Origin of the sequence: Streptomyces sp. NPDC005820, assembly GCF_040630255.1 — a bacterium.
Lineage (GTDB): Bacteria > Actinomycetota > Actinomycetes > Streptomycetales > Streptomycetaceae > Streptomyces.
The window spans coordinates 40,501-60,242 of the sequence record NZ_JBEXXE010000038.1 but is presented as its reverse complement, the minus strand read 5'-3'; the positions used below and the strand labels follow the sequence as shown (position 1 = coordinate 60,242).

15 protein-coding genes and 3 pseudogenes are annotated in these 19,742 nt (G+C 72.1%); 12 read left to right on the top strand and 6 right to left on the bottom strand.

The genetic code is table 11. From position 1 onward, the window contains the following. The first annotated feature begins 2 nt into the window (after positions 1-2). From ABZ464_RS37105 to ABZ464_RS37095, 3 genes are read left to right on the top strand one after another with little or no spacing between them, the layout of a single operon-like run. The gene (locus ABZ464_RS37105) at positions 3-1,358 is read left to right on the top strand and encodes an NAD(P)/FAD-dependent oxidoreductase (RefSeq protein ID WP_359284925.1); all 1,356 of its coding nucleotides are present in this window, start codon (positions 3-5) and stop codon (positions 1,356-1,358) included. Further along, positions 1,355-2,230 carry an SDR family oxidoreductase gene (locus ABZ464_RS37100; protein WP_359284922.1) on the top strand — a complete coding sequence of 292 codons (876 nt, stop codon included), beginning with the start codon at positions 1,355-1,357 and terminating at the stop codon, positions 2,228-2,230. Before ABZ464_RS37105 ends, ABZ464_RS37100 begins: the two co-directional genes overlap by 4 nt. Next, positions 2,227-3,654 carry an aldehyde dehydrogenase family protein gene (locus ABZ464_RS37095; protein WP_359284919.1) on the top strand — a complete coding sequence of 476 codons (1,428 nt, stop codon included), beginning with the start codon at positions 2,227-2,229 and terminating at the stop codon, positions 3,652-3,654. The genes ABZ464_RS37100 and ABZ464_RS37095 overlap by 4 nt, the downstream gene beginning before the upstream one ends. 17 nt (positions 3,655-3,671) lie before the next feature. On the opposite strand, the gene ABZ464_RS37090 is transcribed toward ABZ464_RS37095, so the two are convergent. Next, positions 3,672-4,739: an AraC family transcriptional regulator ligand-binding domain-containing protein gene (locus ABZ464_RS37090; protein WP_359284917.1), complete on the bottom strand. Its 1,068-nt coding sequence runs from the start codon at positions 4,737-4,739 to the stop codon at positions 3,672-3,674. Positions 4,740-5,054: 315 nt separating this feature from the next. Between ABZ464_RS37090 and ABZ464_RS37085 the strand changes: the two genes are divergently transcribed. From ABZ464_RS37085 to ABZ464_RS37075, 3 genes are all read left to right on the top strand, one after another. After that, the gene (locus ABZ464_RS37085; protein WP_359284914.1) at positions 5,055-5,618 is read left to right on the top strand and encodes a hypothetical protein; all 564 of its coding nucleotides are present in this window, start codon (positions 5,055-5,057) and stop codon (positions 5,616-5,618) included. 319 nt (positions 5,619-5,937) lie between these two features. Beyond that, a complete protein-coding gene (locus ABZ464_RS37080; protein ID WP_359284911.1) occupies positions 5,938-7,356 on the top strand; it encodes a DEAD/DEAH box helicase in 1,419 nt (472 codons plus the stop codon). A gap of 347 nt (positions 7,357-7,703) precedes the next feature. Next, on the top strand, positions 7,704-8,384 hold the full coding sequence (locus ABZ464_RS37075) for a hypothetical protein (RefSeq protein ID WP_359284909.1): 681 nt from the start codon (positions 7,704-7,706) through the stop codon (positions 8,382-8,384). Positions 8,385-8,859: 475 nt separating this feature from the next. Here the strand turns inward: ABZ464_RS37075 and ABZ464_RS37070 are convergent, their stop codons facing one another. Then, the gene (locus ABZ464_RS37070; RefSeq protein ID WP_359284907.1) at positions 8,860-10,419 is read right to left on the bottom strand and encodes a DUF4139 domain-containing protein; all 1,560 of its coding nucleotides are present in this window, start codon (positions 10,417-10,419) and stop codon (positions 8,860-8,862) included. 8 nt (positions 10,420-10,427) lie between these two features. Next, positions 10,428-12,632 carry a DUF4139 domain-containing protein gene (locus tag ABZ464_RS37065; protein WP_359284904.1) on the bottom strand — a complete coding sequence of 735 codons (2,205 nt, stop codon included), beginning with the start codon at positions 12,630-12,632 and terminating at the stop codon, positions 10,428-10,430. Positions 12,633-12,791: 159 nt separating this feature from the next. Here ABZ464_RS37065 and ABZ464_RS37060 point away from each other — a divergent pair. Beyond that, a pseudogene (locus ABZ464_RS37060) lies at positions 12,792-12,890 on the top strand (LysR family transcriptional regulator); the annotation flags it as partial. 153 nt (positions 12,891-13,043) lie between these two features. Further along, a complete protein-coding gene (locus ABZ464_RS37055; protein ID WP_359285025.1) occupies positions 13,044-13,859 on the top strand; it encodes a class I SAM-dependent methyltransferase in 816 nt (271 codons plus the stop codon). Between the two features lie 189 nt (positions 13,860-14,048). On the opposite strand, the gene ABZ464_RS37050 is transcribed toward ABZ464_RS37055, so the two are convergent. Both ABZ464_RS37050 and ABZ464_RS37045 read right to left on the bottom strand, forming a co-directional pair. Continuing rightward, positions 14,049-14,486, bottom strand: a complete 438-nt coding sequence (locus ABZ464_RS37050; RefSeq protein WP_359285022.1) for an antibiotic biosynthesis monooxygenase — start codon at positions 14,484-14,486, stop codon at positions 14,049-14,051. Continuing rightward, a pseudogene (locus tag ABZ464_RS37045) lies at positions 14,472-14,831 on the bottom strand (RidA family protein); the annotation flags it as partial. The gene ABZ464_RS37050 and the pseudogene ABZ464_RS37045, both read right to left, overlap by 15 nt. A 433-nt stretch (positions 14,832-15,264) precedes the next feature. Between ABZ464_RS37045 and ABZ464_RS37040 the strand changes: the two are divergent. Further along, positions 15,265-16,101 (top strand): maleylpyruvate isomerase family mycothiol-dependent enzyme, encoded by an 837-nt coding sequence (locus tag ABZ464_RS37040; protein WP_359284901.1) that lies wholly within the window; start codon positions 15,265-15,267, stop codon positions 16,099-16,101. A gap of 295 nt (positions 16,102-16,396) precedes the next feature. On the opposite strand, the pseudogene ABZ464_RS37035 reads toward ABZ464_RS37040, so the two are convergent. Then, positions 16,397-16,579: pseudogene (locus ABZ464_RS37035) on the bottom strand (transposase); the annotation flags it as partial. Between the two features lie 207 nt (positions 16,580-16,786). Here ABZ464_RS37035 and ABZ464_RS37030 point away from each other — a divergent pair. The 3 genes from ABZ464_RS37030 to ABZ464_RS37020 all read left to right on the top strand — a co-directional run bounded on the left by ABZ464_RS37030 (position 16,787) and on the right by ABZ464_RS37020 (position 19,559). Beyond that, on the top strand, positions 16,787-17,263 hold the full coding sequence (locus ABZ464_RS37030) for a hypothetical protein (protein ID WP_359284899.1): 477 nt from the start codon (positions 16,787-16,789) through the stop codon (positions 17,261-17,263). 62 nt (positions 17,264-17,325) lie between these two features. After that, positions 17,326-17,838: a hypothetical protein gene (locus ABZ464_RS37025; RefSeq protein WP_359284896.1), complete on the top strand. Its 513-nt coding sequence runs from the start codon at positions 17,326-17,328 to the stop codon at positions 17,836-17,838. Between the two features lie 203 nt (positions 17,839-18,041). Continuing rightward, on the top strand, positions 18,042-19,559 hold the full coding sequence (locus ABZ464_RS37020) for an NlpC/P60 family protein (protein WP_359284893.1): 1,518 nt from the start codon (positions 18,042-18,044) through the stop codon (positions 19,557-19,559). Positions 19,560-19,742: the final 183 nt, after the last annotated feature.

Here is a 19,742-nt window from a genome sequence, read left to right as displayed (position 1 = left end):
TGGTGAGCGAGAACCAGTACGACACATGCGTGATCGGGGCCGGGCCGGCCGGGCTGGCGGTTGCGAGGGCGCTGACGGAGCGCGACCTGCCGTACACCCACATCGAGCGGCACACCGGGCCGGGCGGGCTGTGGGACATCGACAACCCGGGCAGCCCGATGTACGAGTCGGCCCACTTCATCTCCAGCAGGACCCTGTCCGGCTTCGGCGGCTACCCCATGCCGGATCACTTCGCGGACTATCCGCCCCACCGGCAGATACTGGCCTACCTGACGTCGTTCGCCGAGGCGTACGGGCTGAGGGAGCGGATCGAGTTCGGCACCGAGGTCCATGGCGTGGCGAAGAACGCCGACGGCACCTGGACGGTCACCCGGGCCGACGGGCGGGAGAGCGTGCACGGCCAAGTCGTGATGTGCACCGGCTCGCAGTGGCACCCCAACATCCCCCGACTTCCGGGCGACTTCGCCGGCGAGATCCGCCACACCGTCACCTACCGAAGCGCCGACGAACTGCGCGGCAGGCGGGTGCTCGTGGTGGGCGCGGGGAACTCCGGCCTCGACATCGCCTGCGACGCGGCCCGCGCCGCGGACCACGCGGTGATCAGCATGCGGCGCGGATACTGGTTCATCCCCAAGCATCTGTTCGGGCGACCCGTGGACGTCATCGCGGCCGGCGGCCCCCATCTGCCGATGTGGCTGCAGCAGAAGCTCTTCGGCACCCTGCTCCGGATCGTCAACGGCGATCCGCGCCGCCTCGGCCTGCAGAGGCCCGACCACAAGCTGTTCGAGACCCACCCCGCCATCAACTCGATGCTCCTCCACCATCTGCAGCACGGCGACGTGACGGCCAAGCCGGGGATCGCGCGCACCGACGGCCGTACGGTCCACTTCACCGACGGCAGCAGTGACGACTTCGACCTGATCCTGCTGGCGACCGGATACGTGCACAAGGTGCCCGCCGCCCAGAAGTACTTCGGCGACGAACAGCACCCCGACCTCTACCTGTCGTCGTTCTCCCGCGAGCACGAGGGCCTGTTCGGCGTCGGCTTCGTGGAGACGAACTCGGGTGCCTACCAACTCTTCGACACTCAGGCCCAGTTGATCGCCTCCTACATCCGGGACGCCCGCAGCGGGCTGCCGACGGCCGAGCGGTTCGCGCGCATGATCCGCAGCGACCGGCCCGACCTGACCGGTGGACTGAAGTTCGTCGACTCGCCGCGCCACACCGGTTACGTCCACAGCGAGGCCATCGTGAAGCACCTCGGCAGGATCGCCGCGGGGATGGGCTGGCGTACGACGGGACTGCCGCCCCGGGCGAACGCCGTGCCGAGCAGGACGGACGAGGCGGTGGCGTCGTGACGTACGACTTCCGTGACAAGGTCATCGTGGTGACGGGCGGCGCCGGGGGCATCGGCAGTGCGATGTGTCACCGTTTCGCCCTGGGCGGGGCCCGGCTCGTCGTGGTCGACATCGACCAGACCAGGGCCGGGCGGACGGCGGCCGACCTGCCGGGGAGCGGTCATGCCGGCCTGGGCTGCGACCTGCTGGACCGGGCGGCCGTGCAGGGAACGGTGGACACCGTCGCCGCGGCCCACGGCCGGATCGACGTCCTGGTCAACAACGTGGGCATGACCAGCGCCGAACGCTTCGACGTGCGCAGCGTCGAGAGCATCGAGCGGGAGGTCGACCTCAACCTGCTCTCCCCGCTGGTCACCACCCGCCTCGCCCTTCCGCTGCTGCGGGCCTCCGGCGACCCGCGCGTCGTCACCACCGTGTCCCTGGGCGGCATCTTCCCGCTCGGCGAGACCCCGATCTACACCGCGTCGAAGTTCGGGCTGCGCGGTGCGATGCTCGCCATCGGGCTGGATCTGCGGGGCAAGGGCATCAAGGCCGGCTCTGTGCTGCCGTCGGCGACCGACACGCAGATGCTCCGCCAGGAGGCCGTGGACGGCGGGAACGCCCTGCAGTTCCAGGACCGGCCGCAGCAGCCGGCGGACGTCGTCCGCGCGGTCGTGAGCCTGCTGGACAAGCCGCGGCTCGAAGCCTATGTCCGGCCCGGTGAGTCCCGCCTGGTGCGGTTCGCGTTGCTCGCGCCGAACCTCCTGCCCACGCTCCTCCCGCTGTTCCGCAAGCGCGGCGAGCGGGGCATGGCCCGCTATCTGGACGACCTGCGCCGCAGGGGACTGGCACGTCAGGTCGGCGGCCGCTGGGAACTGGTGGAGGAAGCATGAGCGGCGGGAGCGAGGACACCGGGGAGACCCTGCGCGTCGTCAACCCGGCGAACGGCGAGCTGATCACGAGCGTGCCGGCCGTGGGCGCCGACGAGGCCGCGGCCGCCGCCGAGCGGGCGCACCGGGTCTTCGAGAGCCGAGTCTGGTCCGGCAGGTCCCCACGGGAGCGGGCCGAGGTGCTGCTGCGCCTGGCCGGCCTCATGGAACGGGACGCCGAACTCCTGGCCCGGCTGGACAGCGAGGACGCGGGCAAGCCGATCACCGAGTGCCGTACCGGCGACGTGCCCGGGGCGATCGAGTCGATCCGCTGGTTCGCGGAGGCGGCCGACAAGGTCTTCGGGCGCGTCGCCCCCACCGGGCACGACAGCCTGGGACTGGTCAGCCGCGAACCCGTCGGCGTGGCCGCCGCGATCCTGCCCTGGAACTACCCCCTGGCCATGGCCGCCTGGAAGGTCGGCCCCGCCCTCGTCGCCGGCAACAGCCTGCTGCTCAAGCCGGCCGAGGCGACCCCGCGTTCCGCCCTGCACCTGGCCGCCCTGGCGGCGGAGGCGGGCCTGCCGGACGGCGTGCTCACGGTGCTGCCCGGCCACGGCTCCGTCACCGGCGCGGCCCTCGCCCGCAACCCCCGGGTGCGCGCACTGTCGTTCACCGGCTCCACCGCCACCGGACGCCGGATCCTGGCCCACGCGGCGGACACCAACTTCAAACGGGTCTCCCTGGAGATGGGCGGCAAGAGCCCCCAGGTCCTGCTGCCGGACGCACTCCACTACGGCGACGAGCTGATCGAGAACATGATCGAGGCCGCCTTTCTGACCATGGGCCAGAACTGCACGGCGGGTTCCCGTGTTCTGGTGCACCGGGCCATCGCGGACGAGGTCCTCGCCCGGTTCACCGCGGCGGCGAAGGCGCTGGTGGTCGGCGACCCGGCCAGGCCCGACACGCAGATGGGACCGCTGATCAGCCGTACGGCCCTCGACCGGGTCGCCGACGCGGTGGACGCGTCCCGGGCCGCGGGAGCCCGGATTCACACCGCCGGTCTGCCGCACGGTCTGCCGCCGCACGGCGCCTACTACCCGCCCACCGTGATCACCGGAGCTCCCGACGGGAGCGAGGTCCTGACCCGGGAACTGTTCGGTCCGGTCGTCACCGTGCAGACCTTCACCACCGAGGAGGAGGCGGTGCGTCTGGCGAACACCACCGAGTACGGCCTCGCCGCCTCCCTCTGGACCCGCGACCTCGACGCGGCGTTCCGTCTCTCGCGCGGCATCCAGGCGGGCGTGGTCTCGGTCAACGCCTACAGCGAGGGGGACCTCACCACACCCTTCGGAGGCTGGAAGCAGTCCGGCTTCGGCGGCGCGGAGAAGTCCACGAGCGCGTTCGAGCAGTGGACCAGTCGCAAGACGGTCTGGATCCGTACGCGCTGACCCGCACCGACCGTGTCTCAGTCGTCAGGGCGTCCCGCCGGCGCACGCAGCTGGTGGGGCGCCACGCCGTGCCAGCGGCGCACCGCCCGCCTGAGCGCCCGCACGTCGGAGAAGCCCGCCTGCCGGGCGATGTCACGCATCGTCAACTCCGGCCGCCGGAGCAGCTGTTCGACCCGCTCGCGTCTGACGCCGTCGACGACCGCCTCGTACGTCGTACCGCACTCGGCCAGCCGGCGGCGCAGCGTGCGCTCGCTGGAGGTGTGCCGACGGGCTTGCTCGACGAACGAGGGCACGTCGGGCAGGCTCTGCGCGATCGAGATCTCCAGCACCTCCAGCAGGTCCTGCTGGCCGCGGCGTGACGCCATCGCCTCCTCCAACAGCTCAAGGGTGGCGGCGTACGTGACGGGATCCCGGCCCGGCATCGGCCTGCGGGCCCAGACCAGGGGGAACACCATGCGGTTCTCGGCCACGCCGAACCGCACCGGGCAGCGGAACAGCCCGGTGAACAGGTCCGGGTCGGGCGGCGCGGGAACGGCGAACTCGACGCTCTGCGGGGCGAACTCGGCGCCCGCGCTCAGCCGGGTCAGGGTGACCACACTGGCGAACCCCTCCTCCACCAGGAAGACCGCGACCGCAGGATCGAGCGCGGGGTCGGGCAGCTCGGCGCGCAGCACATAGCCGACCTCCTCCACATCGGCCGACCAGACCACCATGGCCCCGGAGAGGTTCTGGAAGCGCACACCCGTCTCGACGGCGTCCCGCAGGGTCTCGGCGGCCAACTGCGCGAAGCCGAGCAGCCCCCACGCGGTCAGGTGCTGTGCCGCACCTACGCGCAGGCCCAGGTGCGCGTCACCCGTGAGCTCCACGGCATGCCGGATGACGGCGCTGCCCTGCCGGTAGGAGACCCGCAGAGCCGCTGAGCCCATCACCGACCGGTCCAGCCCCAGACGCGTCAGTTCCGGCCGGAGGTCGACTCCGTACTCGTCCGCGACCAGGGCGAGGTAGCGGAGGATGTTCGGGGGAATGGTGGCCGAGGTGCTGCGGCTGGTGCCCGGAGTTCCGTCCGGGACACGAGGGCGGGGCATGGGCGTTCCTTCTGGCCAGGGCCTTGCACGTCGCTCAAACAGTAGGCGGTGGGCCGGCCGTCCGACCCGGACGACCCACCAGGCGCATACCCGCGTTCACGGGCCGGATGAGGGCGCCGTCCTCGATTCACAACCGCTCGACGGCATCCTGCCGGGCAGGTCGACGGTCTCGCCGCGGCCGTCGGCCGAGGGGAGTCGGAAGCGCGATGAGACCGGCTTTCCCTCTCCTGGCGTTCATCGCGCGCCGGCCCCGCGTCGAACCGCCTGACGTCACCCTCCGCCGCCGGTGAAGGGCGAGGCTGGGACGATGCCCCCGTGAACTATTTCTCGCCTGCCAGCAGCCTCGGTCCCGGCCATGACCGGAGACATTTCCCGGAGCCCCGGCCGGCCGAGCCCGGGCAGTGGCCGAAACTGGAGGCCGCGCTCGCCGTGGTCAACCGTGATCTGATGGCGACCCTGCCCGGTCAGGAGCCGCTGATCCTGATGGTGGACCCGCCTCGGCAGCCATCGTCCCCGAGCGGAATCGCCGATGGACAGGTCTATGTGGCGATGTCCGACGGCCGTTGGCACGGCAATCCGGTGAACGCGTGCGACCTGGACGAGGGCGACCCGCCAGAGCCGCACGATGCGGCGACGGTCCTGACCGTGGTCGCGGATGCGGCGCAGTCGACCGTGATGGAGTTGCTCTGGCAGGTCTGGCCGGTCTGCCAGGAACACAAGACCGGAATGCACCCGCGTCCCGCGGGGACCACTGACGACCGGTACGGGGACGAATCGGACGCGGCCGGCCCGCCGGTGTGGTGGTGCCGGGGCCGGGACGGCACCTGCCACGACGTTTCCCCGGTGGGCGAGCTGGCCGCCACCCTGCCGGGCAAGTAGCGTCGCGCACTGCGGCACAGTCAGCGCAGACGGGACGCCCGCCCGTAGCCGCGTGACCAGCCACTCACCAGGACGGTGCGATCATGCCGCACGGCGGCCGAGCACGGTGGGATTGCCTGTCCGACCCCTGGCACGATCAACGGCGTTGAGACCTGCTCGGCGGCCGGGCCCACCGTCCTGGCGCCGGGCGGCGGCCCACGAGCGCACCGCCGTCCGGCCACGCGCTGGTAAAATGGGGGAACGCTTCGACACCGCCGGGGCCCGTACCGAGGGGTACGGGCCCCGGCGCGTTCCGGAGACCCGACCAGAAAGGCTCCCCATGGACGCGAAGCAGCCGGACCCCGCGCTCGCCCCCCGCCCCGACGATTCCCCGCAGGGGACCGAGCCCCGTACCGATGCCTCGACCCCGCGGAAGGCGTCCCCGGGCCTGGCGCCGACCACGTCCTTCGACACCCTCGGACTGCCCCCGGTGCTGGTGGAGACGATGAGCGGCCTGGGGGTGACGGCGCCCTTCCCGATCCAGGCGGCCACCCTGCCCAACGCGCTTGCGGGCCACGACGTCCTCGGGCGGGCACGGACCGGGTCCGGCAAGACGCTGGCGTTCGGCCTGGCCCTGCTGGTACGGACCTCGGGCCTGCGCGCGGAGTCGAAGCGGCCGCTCGCTCTGGTGCTCGTACCGACCCGGGAACTCGCCCAGCAGGTGAGTGACGCGCTGGCGCCGTACGCGCAGGCGCTGAAGGTACGCCTCACGACCGCGGTGGGCGGGCTCTCCATCAACCGGCAGCAGGCGGCGCTGCGGGCGGGGGCCGACGTCGTCGTCGCCACGCCGGGACGACTGACCGATCTCGTGTCCCGCCGCGACTGCCACCTGAACCACGTACGGATCACCGTGCTGGACGAGGCCGACCAGATGTGCGACCTGGGCTTCCTGCCCCAGGTCACGGAGATTCTGGACCAGGTCCCCTCCGACGGGCAGCGACTGCTGTTCTCGGCCACGCTCGACCGCAACGTCGACCAGTTGGTGCGGGGCTACCTGCACGAGCCGGTCACCGTGTCGGTCGACCGGGCGGCGGGCTCGGTCGCCACGATGGAGCACCACGTGCTGAACATCCATGCCGCCGACAAGTACGCGACCGCCACCGAGATCGCCGCGCGGGACGGCCGGGTGCTGATGTTCCTGGACACCAAGGCCGGTGTGGACCAGTTCACCCGTCATCTGCGGGCCAGCGGAGTCCGCGCCGCGGCCCTGCACAGCGGAAAGTCCCAGCCCCAGCGCACGCACGCGCTGGCCCAGTTCAAGGAGGGCGGGATCACCGTACTGGTGGCCACCAACGTCGCCGCGCGGGGCATTCACATCGACGCGCTCGACCTGGTGGTCAACGTCGACCCGCCGGCCGACGCCAAGGACTACCTGCACCGAGGCGGTCGCACGGCACGCGCCGGGGAGTCCGGGAGGGTCGTCACCCTGGTCACGCCCAACCAGCGGCGCGAGGTGAACCGGATGATGTCCGAGGCCGGGATCCGGCCCGTGGTCACGCAGGTGCGCTCCGGTGAGGAGAGGCTGACCGCCATCACCGGCGCGAAGCGCCCGCCGACCGGGACGAGGCCCGACGGCGGCAACGCCCCCTTCCGCGGCCTCGGCACGCGTCCGGGCCGCGCCAAGGAGTCCCGCAAAGCGGCCGAAGCCCGCAAGACCGCGGAGGCCCGCGCGGCAGCCCGGGTCCGCAAGGGCCGCTGACGCCGAACCGGCGGCGCCTCGCGTCCCCTTCCCCGATCACCCGGACTCATCGGCGGCCGCGGAGCCTCCGTACCAGCTGCCGGGCCTGAGCGCGGCGGCGTGGGTCGGCCGCGGACCGGCGTACCTGTTCGATCGTGCGCCGCCCCTGTGGGCTTCTCATGAATGCCTTGATGCGTGCGACAACTCCGGCCACATGACCCCCTCCGCCTGGATGATCCGCTCTTCTGAGGCACCGTCGTCTTCTCGACTACCCGGTGACCGACGGTCCATCCCAACCCCCGGTTGGCCAGAAATCGTTGGTGTCTGCGACAGTTACCGCGAACTGCCGCCCACCAGACAGGAACGTCATGGCAACCTCCAAGAAGTCGAACCGGCACAGACCCGGCACCCTTCTCCGTACGACCGTGATCAGTGCCCTTGCCGCCGCCCTCACGGTGGTGCTCACGGCCTGCAACGGAGACGGGACCTCGACGGCCCCCGCCGGCGGGAAGACCACGACTGCAGAGCCGGCCGGCAGCGCGCAGACCGCTTCCCAGCCGGCCGGCGCCAAGCCCGCGGACCAGTCCACGACGGGCACCGGCAAGGCCGGTTCGTCGCATTCCTCGGCTCCTCAGCCCGCCCCCTCGGCACCCGCGCCGGCCGACCCGCTCGCCTCCGGCGGTACGGAAGCCGACGACGGTTGCGACCACAAGATGCCCATCTCACCCGACGAGGTGGCGGTCTACCGTTACACCCCCGAAGGGGGCTCCCTGAGTCTCATCGTCAAGTACGGCAACTGGGGCTGTGCCCCCGCGGACTCCGACGGCGCGCCGTTCGAGACGGTGGGCAAGGAAACCTACATGCCCATGGACCAGGCGGCGTACGTCACCGTCACCACCCCCATCGTGGAGAGCACCGAGAACCAGCACATCGGCGTCCAGGAGTTCCTGGACTGGCTGGAAGCCAACCCGAACAGCGGACTGGTGTTCAAGTACCACCTGGGCGCCGACGGGGCGATCGACCGTCTGGACGAGGAGTTCACTCCCTGAGCGACCACGCTGCGGTCCGTACCCGAAGGCCAGGTGCTCGCCGCCCGGAGGTGGACGTTCAGGGCGTCCGGGGCGGCGAACCCCCGTACAAGAGGTCGAGTCCCAGCTGACTGGGGCTGTGCAGCGCTGTGTTGGCTCGCGCGTCGAGCAGCCGGGGTGCTCGGCTCCAGCCACGGCAAGCCAATCCGGACGTGGCCGGACGGTCGTGACGCACAGGGGAAGCCACGGCCGTCCGGCAGCGACGCGGCGCCGTCCGCAGAACGGCGCGGAGCACCGGAAGCACAGCCTGCTGTAGCCGGGGTCGGGGTGCGTCCGGCAATGATCCGTGAGCGCGGCGCTGGAACGACCCACATGACCGTCGCCGATGGACCGGCGGCGTACGCGAAATCGAAGAGCACCTGTCCGCGCACGGAGTCAGCTCAGCCACCCCTGATCGGCTCTCGTGACGCGACCTTCGACCCGGCCCCACCCGCCGTCAGAGACCGGCCACCTTGGCGCTCGCCGACAACTCGTAGACCAGGGTGACCGTGCGCCGACTGCCCGGCGCGAGCGTCAGCTTCCAGTGGGCGACACCGTCGGGGTCGAGCAGGTCCGGCGCGGGGGAGCAGGCCTCCTCACGCAGACGCACCTGAACCGCCGAGATCTCCGAGACCGGGATCCGCTCGCGCAGGACGACCACCCGGTCGTCCCCCTCGCCCGGGGCGGAGAACCGGGACACATGGAGCCGGACGGTCCGCGTCACCACGGTCCGCTGGGTGAGCGCGGCCGTGTCGCGGGACTCCTCGGTGTCCCGGACGACACGCAGGTCGTCACGGCTGCCGTAGGCGAGTTCGACGGAAGCACCGGGGGCCGTGAACTCCAGCGTCCCGCGGCCGGTGAACCCGCCGCCCCGCAGGAGGTCGACGGGGCCGGCCAGCAGGGCGTGGCCGGCCAGGTTGTCGAACCGCACCACCTGGGTGACCAGCCCAGACAGCTCGGGCGCGCAGCCGTACTCGCTGCTCGCGGTGGTGGTGAAGACGGAGAGCGGTATGCGGTGGGCGCGGCCGTCGGCGGGCACGGAGACCGGCGCGGGGGAGCGCAGCACCCGTACCTCGCCGCCGTCGTCCACTCCGGGCAGACCGAGCACCGGAGCCGGGCCGAGGTCCGCGATCTCCTCCTCCCGCAGCTCCACGTCGATGCTGCGGCGCTCGGCGGCCGGCCGGTCCTGGAGGACGAGCCGGTCCTCGCCGAGCCACGGCGGTTCCGTGGCCAGGGCGGAGCGTGCCGTCGACAGGGTCAGCTGTACGCCGGACCAGTCCTCGCCGGTGCGCTGCCAGACGATCGCCTCGGTCTCCAGCGTGACGGCGTCCCCGTCGAGCACGGCCCGGTAGGCGGGCCGCCACAGCGCGCAGGGGGTGAGGTGGGTCAGGCGCAGTGCGGCCGGTCCGGCGGTAGCGGCCTCGACGGTGAGCTCGATGTGGCCGGTCAGCTCGGCCGGTTCGTCCTCGGCGAGGTCCAGGGCCCGCCGCCCGGCGTCGAGTTCCGCGGTGAGGGCGGCCAGCCGGGCCTCCGCCGCACGCAACAGCTCGCCGCAGGAGTCGCGTTCGGCGTCCACCCGGTCCAGTTCGCTGCTCCAGCGGGGCCCTTCGTCCTCTCCGGTGCCGGCGCCCTCGCCGATCTCCCTCAGCAGGTCGGCCGCGAGTCGGCCGAGCGTGTCGAGACGGGTCCGCAGCCGGTCGCGGCGCTGCTTCAGGGCGAGCCGCTCGTCCTCGAGCCGGGCCATGTGGTGGCGCAGGGCGGAGTCGTCGTCGGTGGGGCGCGGACCGCGCGGCTGCCAGGCGCGGACGATCCGCACGTCGAGCACGGTCGCCGGGTGGCCGGCGGTCAGCTCGGCCTGGAGGGTGCGGTCGACGGCCAGTGCGCTGATCGGCCCGAGGCGCAGTCGCTGGACGCCTGCCGCCAGGTCCAGGACGGTCGTGCGCTCGACGTGGGCGCGGTCCTCCAGGCAGGTGACGGCGGTGACGGGGAGGGGGATCGGCTGCGGTGCCGTGGGCATGGGGTGGGTCAGCTCCTGCGGTTGCCGCCGGCCAGGGACTTGCCGGAGGGGATGCGGATCTCGTAGCCGCCTTCGAGGGCGGTGGTGCCGCCGGCGGGCAGTTCCACCCGCCACAGGCGGGTGCCGGGCGCGTGGTGGTCCGGTCCGGTGCCGTCGCGGGGGGCTGTCCAGTCGGCCCGCTCCTCGACGCGGACGTCCGCGTCCGAGGTGACCGGGACCCGCTCACGGACCTCGACGGTGACCGGCCCGGCGAGCCGGTTGGCGAGTTCTACGTGGACGCGGTGGTCGAGCACGGTGGTCTGGTTGCGCATCCCCGCGGTCGACTCGCGCAGGTTCGTACGGCGGGTGACCCGGACGCCCTCGGCCGGACCGAGCCCCACCCGGCAGACCCCGCCGGGGGCGAGCGTGGGCAGCGCGGCGGTCACCAGGAAGTCGTCCCCGACCGTGACCTCGACCGGACCGGCCAGCAGCGCCCGGTCGGTCGCGTTCGACACGATGAGCGTCGCGTAGACGGTCTGCTCCACGGACGGCACGCAGAGGTGCTCGACGCGCAGGCCGAGCGGTATCTCATCGACGGTGACGGTGTGCCAGGCGCCGTCCGAGGGGATGTCGGCGCGGGCCACCGCGTCGAAGCGGTGGTCGAAGGAGCCGGCCGACTCGCGGGGCCGCACACAGTGGCCCGGCAGCGGCAGCGCGGCCACCGCGTCGGCGCGCCGACGGTACTCGGCGGCGACCGGGTCGAAGGGGGCGTCGGGAAACAGCAGGCCTCGGCGGCCGCCCTGCTCGTCCGGCCCGCACAGGACGAGAGCGGTGTAGTCGAGTTCGGCGCCACTGGGCTGCGGCGGGCCCGCCGCCGGGGACGGCTGCACCGGCGCGGCCTTGCCCAGCGGCGCGGCGGGCCCCGCGGGCGCGAAAGGCACCGCACCACCGGGCGCCGAGGGGGTCAGGGCACGGGGAGCCTGGGCGGCGAGGGCGAGGGCGGGGGAGGGCGGAGCCAGGCCGGCGGGGGCCGCGGCCGGCCTGCCACCGGCACGCGGCCGGCTTCCCGCCGCCGGTGGGACGGGAGGCACGACGCCGTCCAGGTCGCCGCCCAGGACCTCCGGGTATACGCCGCCGGGCGGGAAAGCGGGGGCGGGGACAGGGCCCGGAACAGGTCCCGGAGCGGGCACACCGTACCCCGGCGGTGTCGTGGGGACAGATGCGCCGTAGCTCTGCGGAGGCGGCGGAGACGGAAGGGGACCGGTGGCCCCGACACTCACGGGCGCGGCGGTCGGCTCGGGACGGCGGCCCGCCGCGTCGTACCCGGCGAACAGATCGGCCAGACCCGCCGGGGGCTCGCGCCAGCCGGAGGGTTCGGGCCCGGGCTGCCGACGCCCGATCCGGATCGAGCGGAGCCTCGGCAGATCGGTACGGCGGTACAGGTCGGCGGTGGCCAGCGCGATCCGCACACCGGTCCAGTCCTCACCGGTGCGCTGGGCGACCGAGGCGCGTAGCACCATCTGGCCGCTGTCCTCGTCCTGACGGTGGCTGAGCCGGTAGGCGGGCACCCACACTGCGCCCGGCACCCCGTACTCCACCTCCACCTCCACCTCGACCTCCGCCTTCCCGCCACCGTCGAGCGTCAGGACCGCGGAGACGGTGGTCTGCACGTGTGCCGGCGGTGCGTCGGTGGCGGCGCGGGCGAGCCGGTCCTCGGCGAGGGAGAGTTCGTGCTCGACGTGGCGCAGTGCCTCTTCCTGTTCGACGAGGCGGGCGTGCAACGCGGTGAGCCGCACGTCGACGAAGTCCGCCAGCCGAAGCCAGGCGTCGACCGGGGTACGGCGATGTGGATCGTCCTTCCTGCGGGCCGGTGGAACCGGGCGCAACGCTCCGACCTCCGCGATCAGAGCGAGCTGACGATCACGGCGCGCCCGTGCCGCCGCGGACTCCTCCCGCAGCCGCTCCACCTCATGCCGCAGCCCTTCGGGCTCCCCGGTGCCGAGCGGTTCGGCATCGACCTCCACCCGCGCCTCGCCGACACGCACCGCGGAACCGCCCAGGACACGAGCCCGCAGCGACGCCACGTCCAGCGAGCGCGGAAGTCCCGTCACCCGCACCCGGCCGTCCGGCGGTACGACACCCCGGGCCAGCCGACGGCACACCGCGCCCTGCGCGTACACCACGACCGAATCGAGACTCGACTCCCACCCCTGTGCCGACTCCGACGTCGTCATCCGCTCCCCCCCCGGGCCGTGCCTGTACTGTGCGCAGCCTACGCCGACCGGCCCGTCCTCCTCCGCCGAGCCCCGGTGCGCGACTCGGGGAGCGGATTCGCGGCGATGGGCGGGTACAGAGGCAGGCGTTCCTGCCCCACGCGCGCGAACTGCTGCGCGTCGGGCCCGATGCGCGACTATCACAACATGCACCCCGAGACCGACCTCGACGTGGTGACGCTGTTCGACGTCGAGACCGCCGTCGCCGCCATCCGCTCCCCGGCCGTCCTCTCCCGAGGACATGGGCGGTCAGTGCGCGCACGACCGGCTGGGCGCGCAGGAACCTGGCTTCCCTGGTCATCAGGTCCCTTGGAATCGATCCTCTAGGCTGGCGCGGTGACTGATGAGCAGGAGCGTGTCCGGCCGTCGGGAGTGTGGGCCACAGCGGTGGGGGTGGCCAGGGTGCGGGCGTCGGAGTCCGAGCGGGAGGACGCTCTCTTCCGCGACCCGCTGGCACAGGCTTTCGCCACCGCCGGCGGCCTGGGGCCCTCTTCGCCGCCGCTGCCCGGTGACGAGGCCGCGCGACGCCGTCGGCAGGGCGTGGCGTTCTCCATCGTCATCAGGACGAAGTTTCTGGACGACCTGTTGCGGCAGGCCTCCGCGGCCGGGATCCGGCAGGTCGTGCTGCTCGGCGCCGGCATGGACAGCCGGGCCGTCCGGATGGACTGGCCCGAGGGCACCCGGCTGTTCGAGGTCGACACCGCCGCGCCACTGGACTTCAAGGCTTCGGTGCTGCGTCAGGAGCGGGCCGTCGCACGCTGCGAGCGGATCACCGTCCCGGTGGATCTGCGTGAGGACTGGCCGGGCGCGCTGGCCGCGGCAGGGCACGACCCGGCGGCGCCGACCGTGTGGATCGCCGAAGGCCTGCTGATCTATCTGCCCGAGGACGCGGTGGAGCTGCTGCTGGCCCGGATCGGCGCGCAGTCGGCGGCCGGCAGTCGGATCGGGCTCACGTTGGGCTCGCGCGGCGTGATCGAGCGCTTCGGCGCCGACGCCGTACCGGGATCGGCGGCGTCCATGTGGGTCTCGGAGATGCCGGACGACCCGGTGGGGTGGCTGGCCGGGCACGGCTGGGAGGCCGAGAGCCACACCCTGCGCGAGTGCGCTGCCGCCTACGGCCGCCCGATCGGCACCCCGCCGCAGCGCGAGGAACGGCCCGGCGGACTGATCTCGGCGGTCCGCCGCTAGAGCGCCTTCCGGCTCCACGGATGGGCGATGCCAAGGGGGCGTGCTGGGGTGGAGCCGGGTCATGTGCGGCCGGCTCGCGGCGGAGGCCCGGCGGGAGAGCCGTTCGCCCCGAGACACGACGATTGCCGATCCTCACGACACCACACGCCACCGAGGTCAGTGACGGTGAACCACCGTGTCCGGGGTTCGTCAGCCCGCGGTCGGGCTCTGCGGGACCTCCGCGCGCATGAATCCGTGGCTCCGCTCCACCTTCGCGATGTGCAGCGTGTAGCTCTGATACCACTGGGCTCGCCCGCGCTGCTGCGCCGCGCGGTGCTCGACGTCGGTCCGCCACTCCGTCAGGGCGTCGGCGTCGCGGAAGTAGCTGACGGTGATGCCCAGCCCGCCGGGAGTCTGCGCGTGGTCCATCCCCAGGTACCCGGGGACTCCCTTCACCAGGTCCTCCAGGCGTGCGCTGGTCTCGGCGTAGTCGCTCTGGTCCTCGGTTCGCACCGTGGTGAAGACGGCCGCGTAGTAGGGGGGTTCATGGGCCTCGACGGGCACGGCAGGCGCTTCCGGGTGACTCCTCGTGGCGCCATCCTGAGGCGGGACGCGCCGCCGTGCGTCCACCTCTATCTCGATCTTCATCCGTGGGTCGGCGAGGTCGCACACGAGCATCGTGGCGGCCGGCCGGACATCCCCGAAGCAGCGGCGCAGGACCGGCCAGCAGGGTTCGAAGTCCGCACGGTCGGGCAGCAGGTAGCGCACGCGCACCACGTCGGCGAAGGTGCACTTCGCCTCGGCCAGCGCGGCCTCGATGGTGCGCAGGCACTGCTCGGCCTGCTCCACCACATCGTCGGAGATCGTCATGGTGGCGTAGTCGAAACCGGTCGTCCCGGACACATGCACCCGGTCGCCGTCGACCACCGCACGGGCATAGCCGATCTGCTCCTCGAAGGCCGAGCCGCTGAGGATCGCGCGTCGCTCTGTCATGCGCCGAACGCTAAATGCGCGGCATCGATACGTCTAATACGGCCGCGTGCATGACCTGATATCTCCAGGCGTATGGAGCGACCCCAACTCCCCCTGCCGCAACTGCACGCCTTCGCCGTGCTCGCGGAGGAACGTCAACGGTGTGGAGTCGGCGGACCGACGGAGCATTCGCTCACCCCAGCCCGTGCCACCCGGACTGCAGCCACGATGGACTGGCAGACTTCGGTGAGCCGGGCAGGGCATCCCGCTCGGGGGGACCCTCTCGCCCTCGCCGTGGTTGACATCGCCATCCCCCCATCCGTCGGTAGCCATCGGAGTGCACGGCGAGGCCAGGGGATCGTGGAGTTCCAGGGCTTGTCGCGCGCCCTTGAGTCTGATTGGGTCGGCGCGCCGGACACGCGAGGGACGCGGCGAGTGGGAGGGATCAGGCACCGTGCAGCCTACGGCGCAGCAGGACATTCACGGGCCGCTGCCCGAAGGGCTCGCACGAGCGGTCCGTGAGACCGCCGGTGACATCGCCGCGCTGGTGAACAGCGCCTCCGACATGACCGCTCCCGTACCCGATTCAGAGTGGACGGTCGGCGAGGCCGCCGCTCATCTGGCACTGGCCAACGAGCTGATGGCCGACCTCGCCGCCGGGCACGAACGCCCTTACGGTGACGGCACGCCGCAGGGTCTGGCCGCTGCCAACGCACATGCCCTCGCCAGGTTCGGGCAGCGCCGCGCGCAGCCGTTGGCGTCGATGATCACAGAGCAGGCGGACGTGTTCCTCGACGCCGTGGAACGGGCTGCGAGGGACGAGCGCACCGTCCGTCCGGCACTCGTGTCGCCCTTGGGCCCGATGGACCGGCACGTTCTCGCGTCCTACCTTCTGACGCACATGCTGGGCCACGGTTACGACCTTGCCCGTGCGCTGAAGCGCCCGCACATGATCGACCGCGACCGGGTCGGGCTGTGCATGCCGTTCATGCTCTCGGTCATGCCGCGCGTCGTCGACGCGGTCGCCATCGCCGATCTGGCCGTCCGCTATGCCATCCGTCTCCGGGGTGGCACGGCGTTCGGCGTCAGCCTCGGCGACGGCGCTGTCCATGTGTCCCCGACGCCGCCCGAACGGCCGGACTGCACCATCGTGATCGAACCCGTGGCCTTCCTCCTCATCGCGCTGGGCCGTCGCAATCCGTGGCGGGCCATCGGGCAGGGGCAGGTCTTCGCCTGGGGACGCAGCCCCTGGCTCGCGCCCCGCTTCCCGACTCTGTTCACCGCGCCCTGAACCCTTCCCGAGCAGTCGGTGAGTTCGTCGACCAAGTACCGACATCTTGCCGGGAGTTGCAAAGCCGACGATCGGTGTCGAGGACATCGGTCTCCGATTGCCACGGAGATCCACATGCCGAAGTCCATGCCCACGATCGCGTCGCTCGACCGTGGGACCGAGCGACGCCTACGGGCCCGCAGACAGTGGACATGCTGATTCGGCGCGTCGGGCCGTGGTGGTGAGGACCGCAGCGTGACCGACGTCGGTGGAGAGGTTCGCCTCGTCCGTTTCCCACGCCATCACCCGCGGCTCGAGTGATCGCGCGGCGGACCCGGGCGGTGGTCATCTCGACGCCGTCGTCCTCGGGACCGAGGCGGACCGGCTCCAGCAGTCGGCACCAGGACGTGCGGCCCGACTCCCGTGCCGCGACGAACGAGTACGGCCGGCCCGGGTTCATCCGGTCGCCGGAGCGGCCGTCGCGGCCGTGGACGTGGCACTCCGTCCGTGGGCCGCGGTGACCGTCAGCACCGCCGTTTCCCACGGCAGGGGCAACCGGACAACCCCGGGAAACGCCTGGTCGTCCCACGCCCCGTGACGGCAGCGTGAGCACCACCGATCCCCAGGGAGCGCCGTCGCACCGTGCGTCGGCCCCGGGGCGGGACTCACGTAGGGATCTGGGCCAGTGATCAGTTGGAATCGTGTTGTGTCCGCCGCGCGGCAGACCGTCCGCGGGAGGACCCTGTCTGCGGCGGCGGCCGCGGCGCTGCTCGCCGGCGGCATGACGCTGCTCGGGCCGGCGGGGTCGGCGCAGGCCGCCGCATCGGACTGCGAGGGCGGCCGCAACGGGTTCATCGACATCTCCGACAACGCCTACGACACCGCCGCCCGCCAGGTGACGCTGTGGAGCGAGGGCATCAACATCAGCCTCCAGTACGGCAACATCCGGGGCGTGCAACGAGGATGGGCCCTCATCGCCGGTGACGTGCAGCCCGGCAACCAGGTGTGGATGGACTGGACCCGGGACGGGGGCCGGACGTGGATCCAGTGCGGTCCGTTCACCTCACGGGGCGGCGAGAACAAGACGAGCGCGGCCCAGCGCACCAGCAACGACCCCAACTGGAAGTTCCGCGCCTGCGGTTCGACCCGGTCCGGCATCCACTGCACGGACCCGTGGTGGTGAGCAGGCGCGTACCGCCACCCCCGTCCGGCAACCGTGTCGACGACACCCCTTTGGAGATCCGAATGCGTATCCCACGCACCATGCTCGCGCTCGCGACGGCCGCCCTCGTGGTGGCGCTGGGTAGCCCCGCCGTCGCCGCGCCGGCCCCTGCCGATGCCAAGGGCTCCGGGCCGACCCACTGCGTTCTCGTCCTCGACGAGGTGAAGGCCGGCGGGAGCGCCTCCCACGTCAGCCTGCACCAGTGCTTCGACGGTCCCGGCGCCTCCGCCCGGGCCGCGGCGGCCGTACCGCGAGCGGCGGCGCAGACGGAGCTGATGACCTGGTCCGAGCACGCCGACTGGGGCGGCGAGTACACCAAGGTCTACGGCAACGCCGGGCCCTGCGACGCGGCGGGCTACAGCTTCAGCCCGAACAGCTACTGGTCCACGCACCTGTCGTCGCTCCTCGTCGACGGTGGATGCACCAAGGCCTTTCTGAGCGGCCCGAGGGGCAACGGCACGTTCGGCCGCTCCGTGCCCTACGTCGGCGACACGCTCAACGACGCGGTGACGTACATCAAGATCTGGCGCGGCTGATCAGACCGGAGCGGGTCCGGGCAGGTCGGATCAGGGTTTCCCGGTCATCTCGCCAAGAGGCAACGGGAAACCCCTGGCCCCGGGCCGCCCGCCGAGGCCACGGTGAGGCCTGTTCTGCTCCTGGGCGTCACGGGGGCGTGATCGAACGCGGTCCGGGCTGTCGGCGCCACGCGCAGGCGGCTCGGACGCGAGAGGAGAACCGGATGAGAATACTGCGCAGGGGAGCGGGGCTCGTCGCCACGATGGTGACGGCCCTCCTCCTGGCCCTCCTCCCGACGACTGCCGCCCAGGCGGCCGGCACGGGGGAGCAGAACTGGTGCGGCGTGCAGGGCATCGCCTCGCCCGAGGCCCAGCGCGCCGTGGACGCAGCCTGCGCGGAATGGCGCGCGCGGACGGTGTACACGTGGGGCGGAGGCCATGGACCGGCTCCCGGCCAGAGTTACGGCACGTGGGACCTCAGCAGCCCGAGCCATTTCGAGGAGACCGCGCTCGACCCCCAGACCCGCGGGTTCGACTGCTCGGGCCTCGCCCGCTGGGCATGGTTCAAGGCGGTCGGGTACGACATCCTCGGCGACAAAACGGCCAAGGGGATGTTCGAGGGCGCGGGGCGGACGTACAAGCAGGTCAACGGCGTCGGCGGAGGCAAGCCGGCCGTGTCCGACCTGGAGCCCGGCGACCTGGTGTACACCGGCATCGGCGGCACGGTGGCCAGCATCACCCACATGATGCTCTACCTGGGGGACGGTTACGTCGTCGAGGCCTACCAGTCGCAGCTGCCGATCCGCGTGATCGACATCAACTCCCGCATCAGCAACAACCGTCTGGTCGGCGTCACGCGGATGCCGCAGGGCAGCCCGTTCACGGAGCCCCCGGGCTATGACGGCACGCTCCAGGTGACCTGGGGCACGGACGTCGCCGTACGCCAGCACCCCAACCGTTCGGCAGGTGTGGTGACTCGGCTGTCCGGACCGGACCTGGTGTACGCCAAGTGCCAGCAGCGTGGGGAGCGCGTCAGCGCGGAGGGCTACACCAACGACGCCTGGACGTATCTGTCCAACCGCGGCGGCTGGATCAGCAACATCTTCCTCAGGGGCCCGGCCTGGCTGCCGGAGGTGCCCACCTGCTCCGGCTCCGACTACGACTCGCAGATCGGCCCCGGCGGCGGAGGCAACGCCACCCAGGGCGGCGCCTACAGCACCTGGGGCACGGACGTGGCGCTCCGCTCCCAGCCGTCCACCGTCAACGGGTCGACGGTCGCCCGGCTGGCCGGCCCCACCTCGGTCACCGTCGCCTGCCAGATGCACGCCCAGACCGTGACGTCGGAGGGTTACACCAACGATGCCTGGTCCTACCTTCCGCAGTACGGCGCCTGGATCACCAATATCTACATGAAGGGCGACGCCTGGCTCGCCGGCGTCCCGGCCTGCGACGGCAGGGGCACCGCGACCCCGGTCGGAGCGCACGCCTACAGCACCTGGGGCAGCGGGGTGACGATCCGGAGCACGCCCTCCGTCGGCGCGGGTGTCGTGACTCGGCTCTCCGGTCCGACCGGTGTGGCGGTCTCCTGCCAGAAGCACGCCGAGAGCGTCACGGCCGAGGGGTACACCAACGACGTCTGGTCGTACCTGCCCGAGTACCAGGGCTGGGTCAGCAACATCTACATGAGGGGGGACGCCTGGTTGGACGGCGTCCGCAACTGCGTGATTCCGGGGGTGAGCTGACCGGCTTCGCCGGCCGACCCCACTTCCACCGCTCCGGTACGCAGGCTCACAGTGCCTCGTACCGGAGCGGCTTCAGGAACCGGCCGTCGCGTCTCACGGTGCAGGACGCACGGCGCCTTCAGTGACGCTCGTCACTTCCCGTCATGCCGCAGATTCCCCGTCCACGTCCCGGCTTAGCATCCC

Coding starts and splice junctions, on each gene's coding strand:
- ABZ464_RS37095 (WP_359284919.1), top strand. CDS start 2,227: ATGAGCGGCGGGAGCGAGGACACCGGGGAGACCCTGCGCGTCGTCAAC.
- ABZ464_RS37090 (WP_359284917.1), bottom strand. CDS start 4,739: ATGCCCCGCCCTCGTGTCCCGGACGGAACTCCGGGCACCAGCCGCAGC.
- ABZ464_RS37080 (WP_359284911.1), top strand. CDS start 5,938: ATGGACGCGAAGCAGCCGGACCCCGCGCTCGCCCCCCGCCCCGACGAT.
- ABZ464_RS37075 (WP_359284909.1), top strand. CDS start 7,704: ATGGCAACCTCCAAGAAGTCGAACCGGCACAGACCCGGCACCCTTCTC.
- ABZ464_RS37070 (WP_359284907.1), bottom strand. CDS start 10,419: ATGCCCACGGCACCGCAGCCGATCCCCCTCCCCGTCACCGCCGTCACC.
- ABZ464_RS37065 (WP_359284904.1), bottom strand. CDS start 12,632: ATGACGACGTCGGAGTCGGCACAGGGGTGGGAGTCGAGTCTCGATTCG.
- ABZ464_RS37050 (WP_359285022.1), bottom strand. CDS start 14,486: ATGAAGATCGAGATAGAGGTGGACGCACGGCGGCGCGTCCCGCCTCAG.
- ABZ464_RS37025 (WP_359284896.1), top strand. CDS start 17,326: ATGCGTATCCCACGCACCATGCTCGCGCTCGCGACGGCCGCCCTCGTG.
- ABZ464_RS37020 (WP_359284893.1), top strand. CDS start 18,042: ATGAGAATACTGCGCAGGGGAGCGGGGCTCGTCGCCACGATGGTGACG.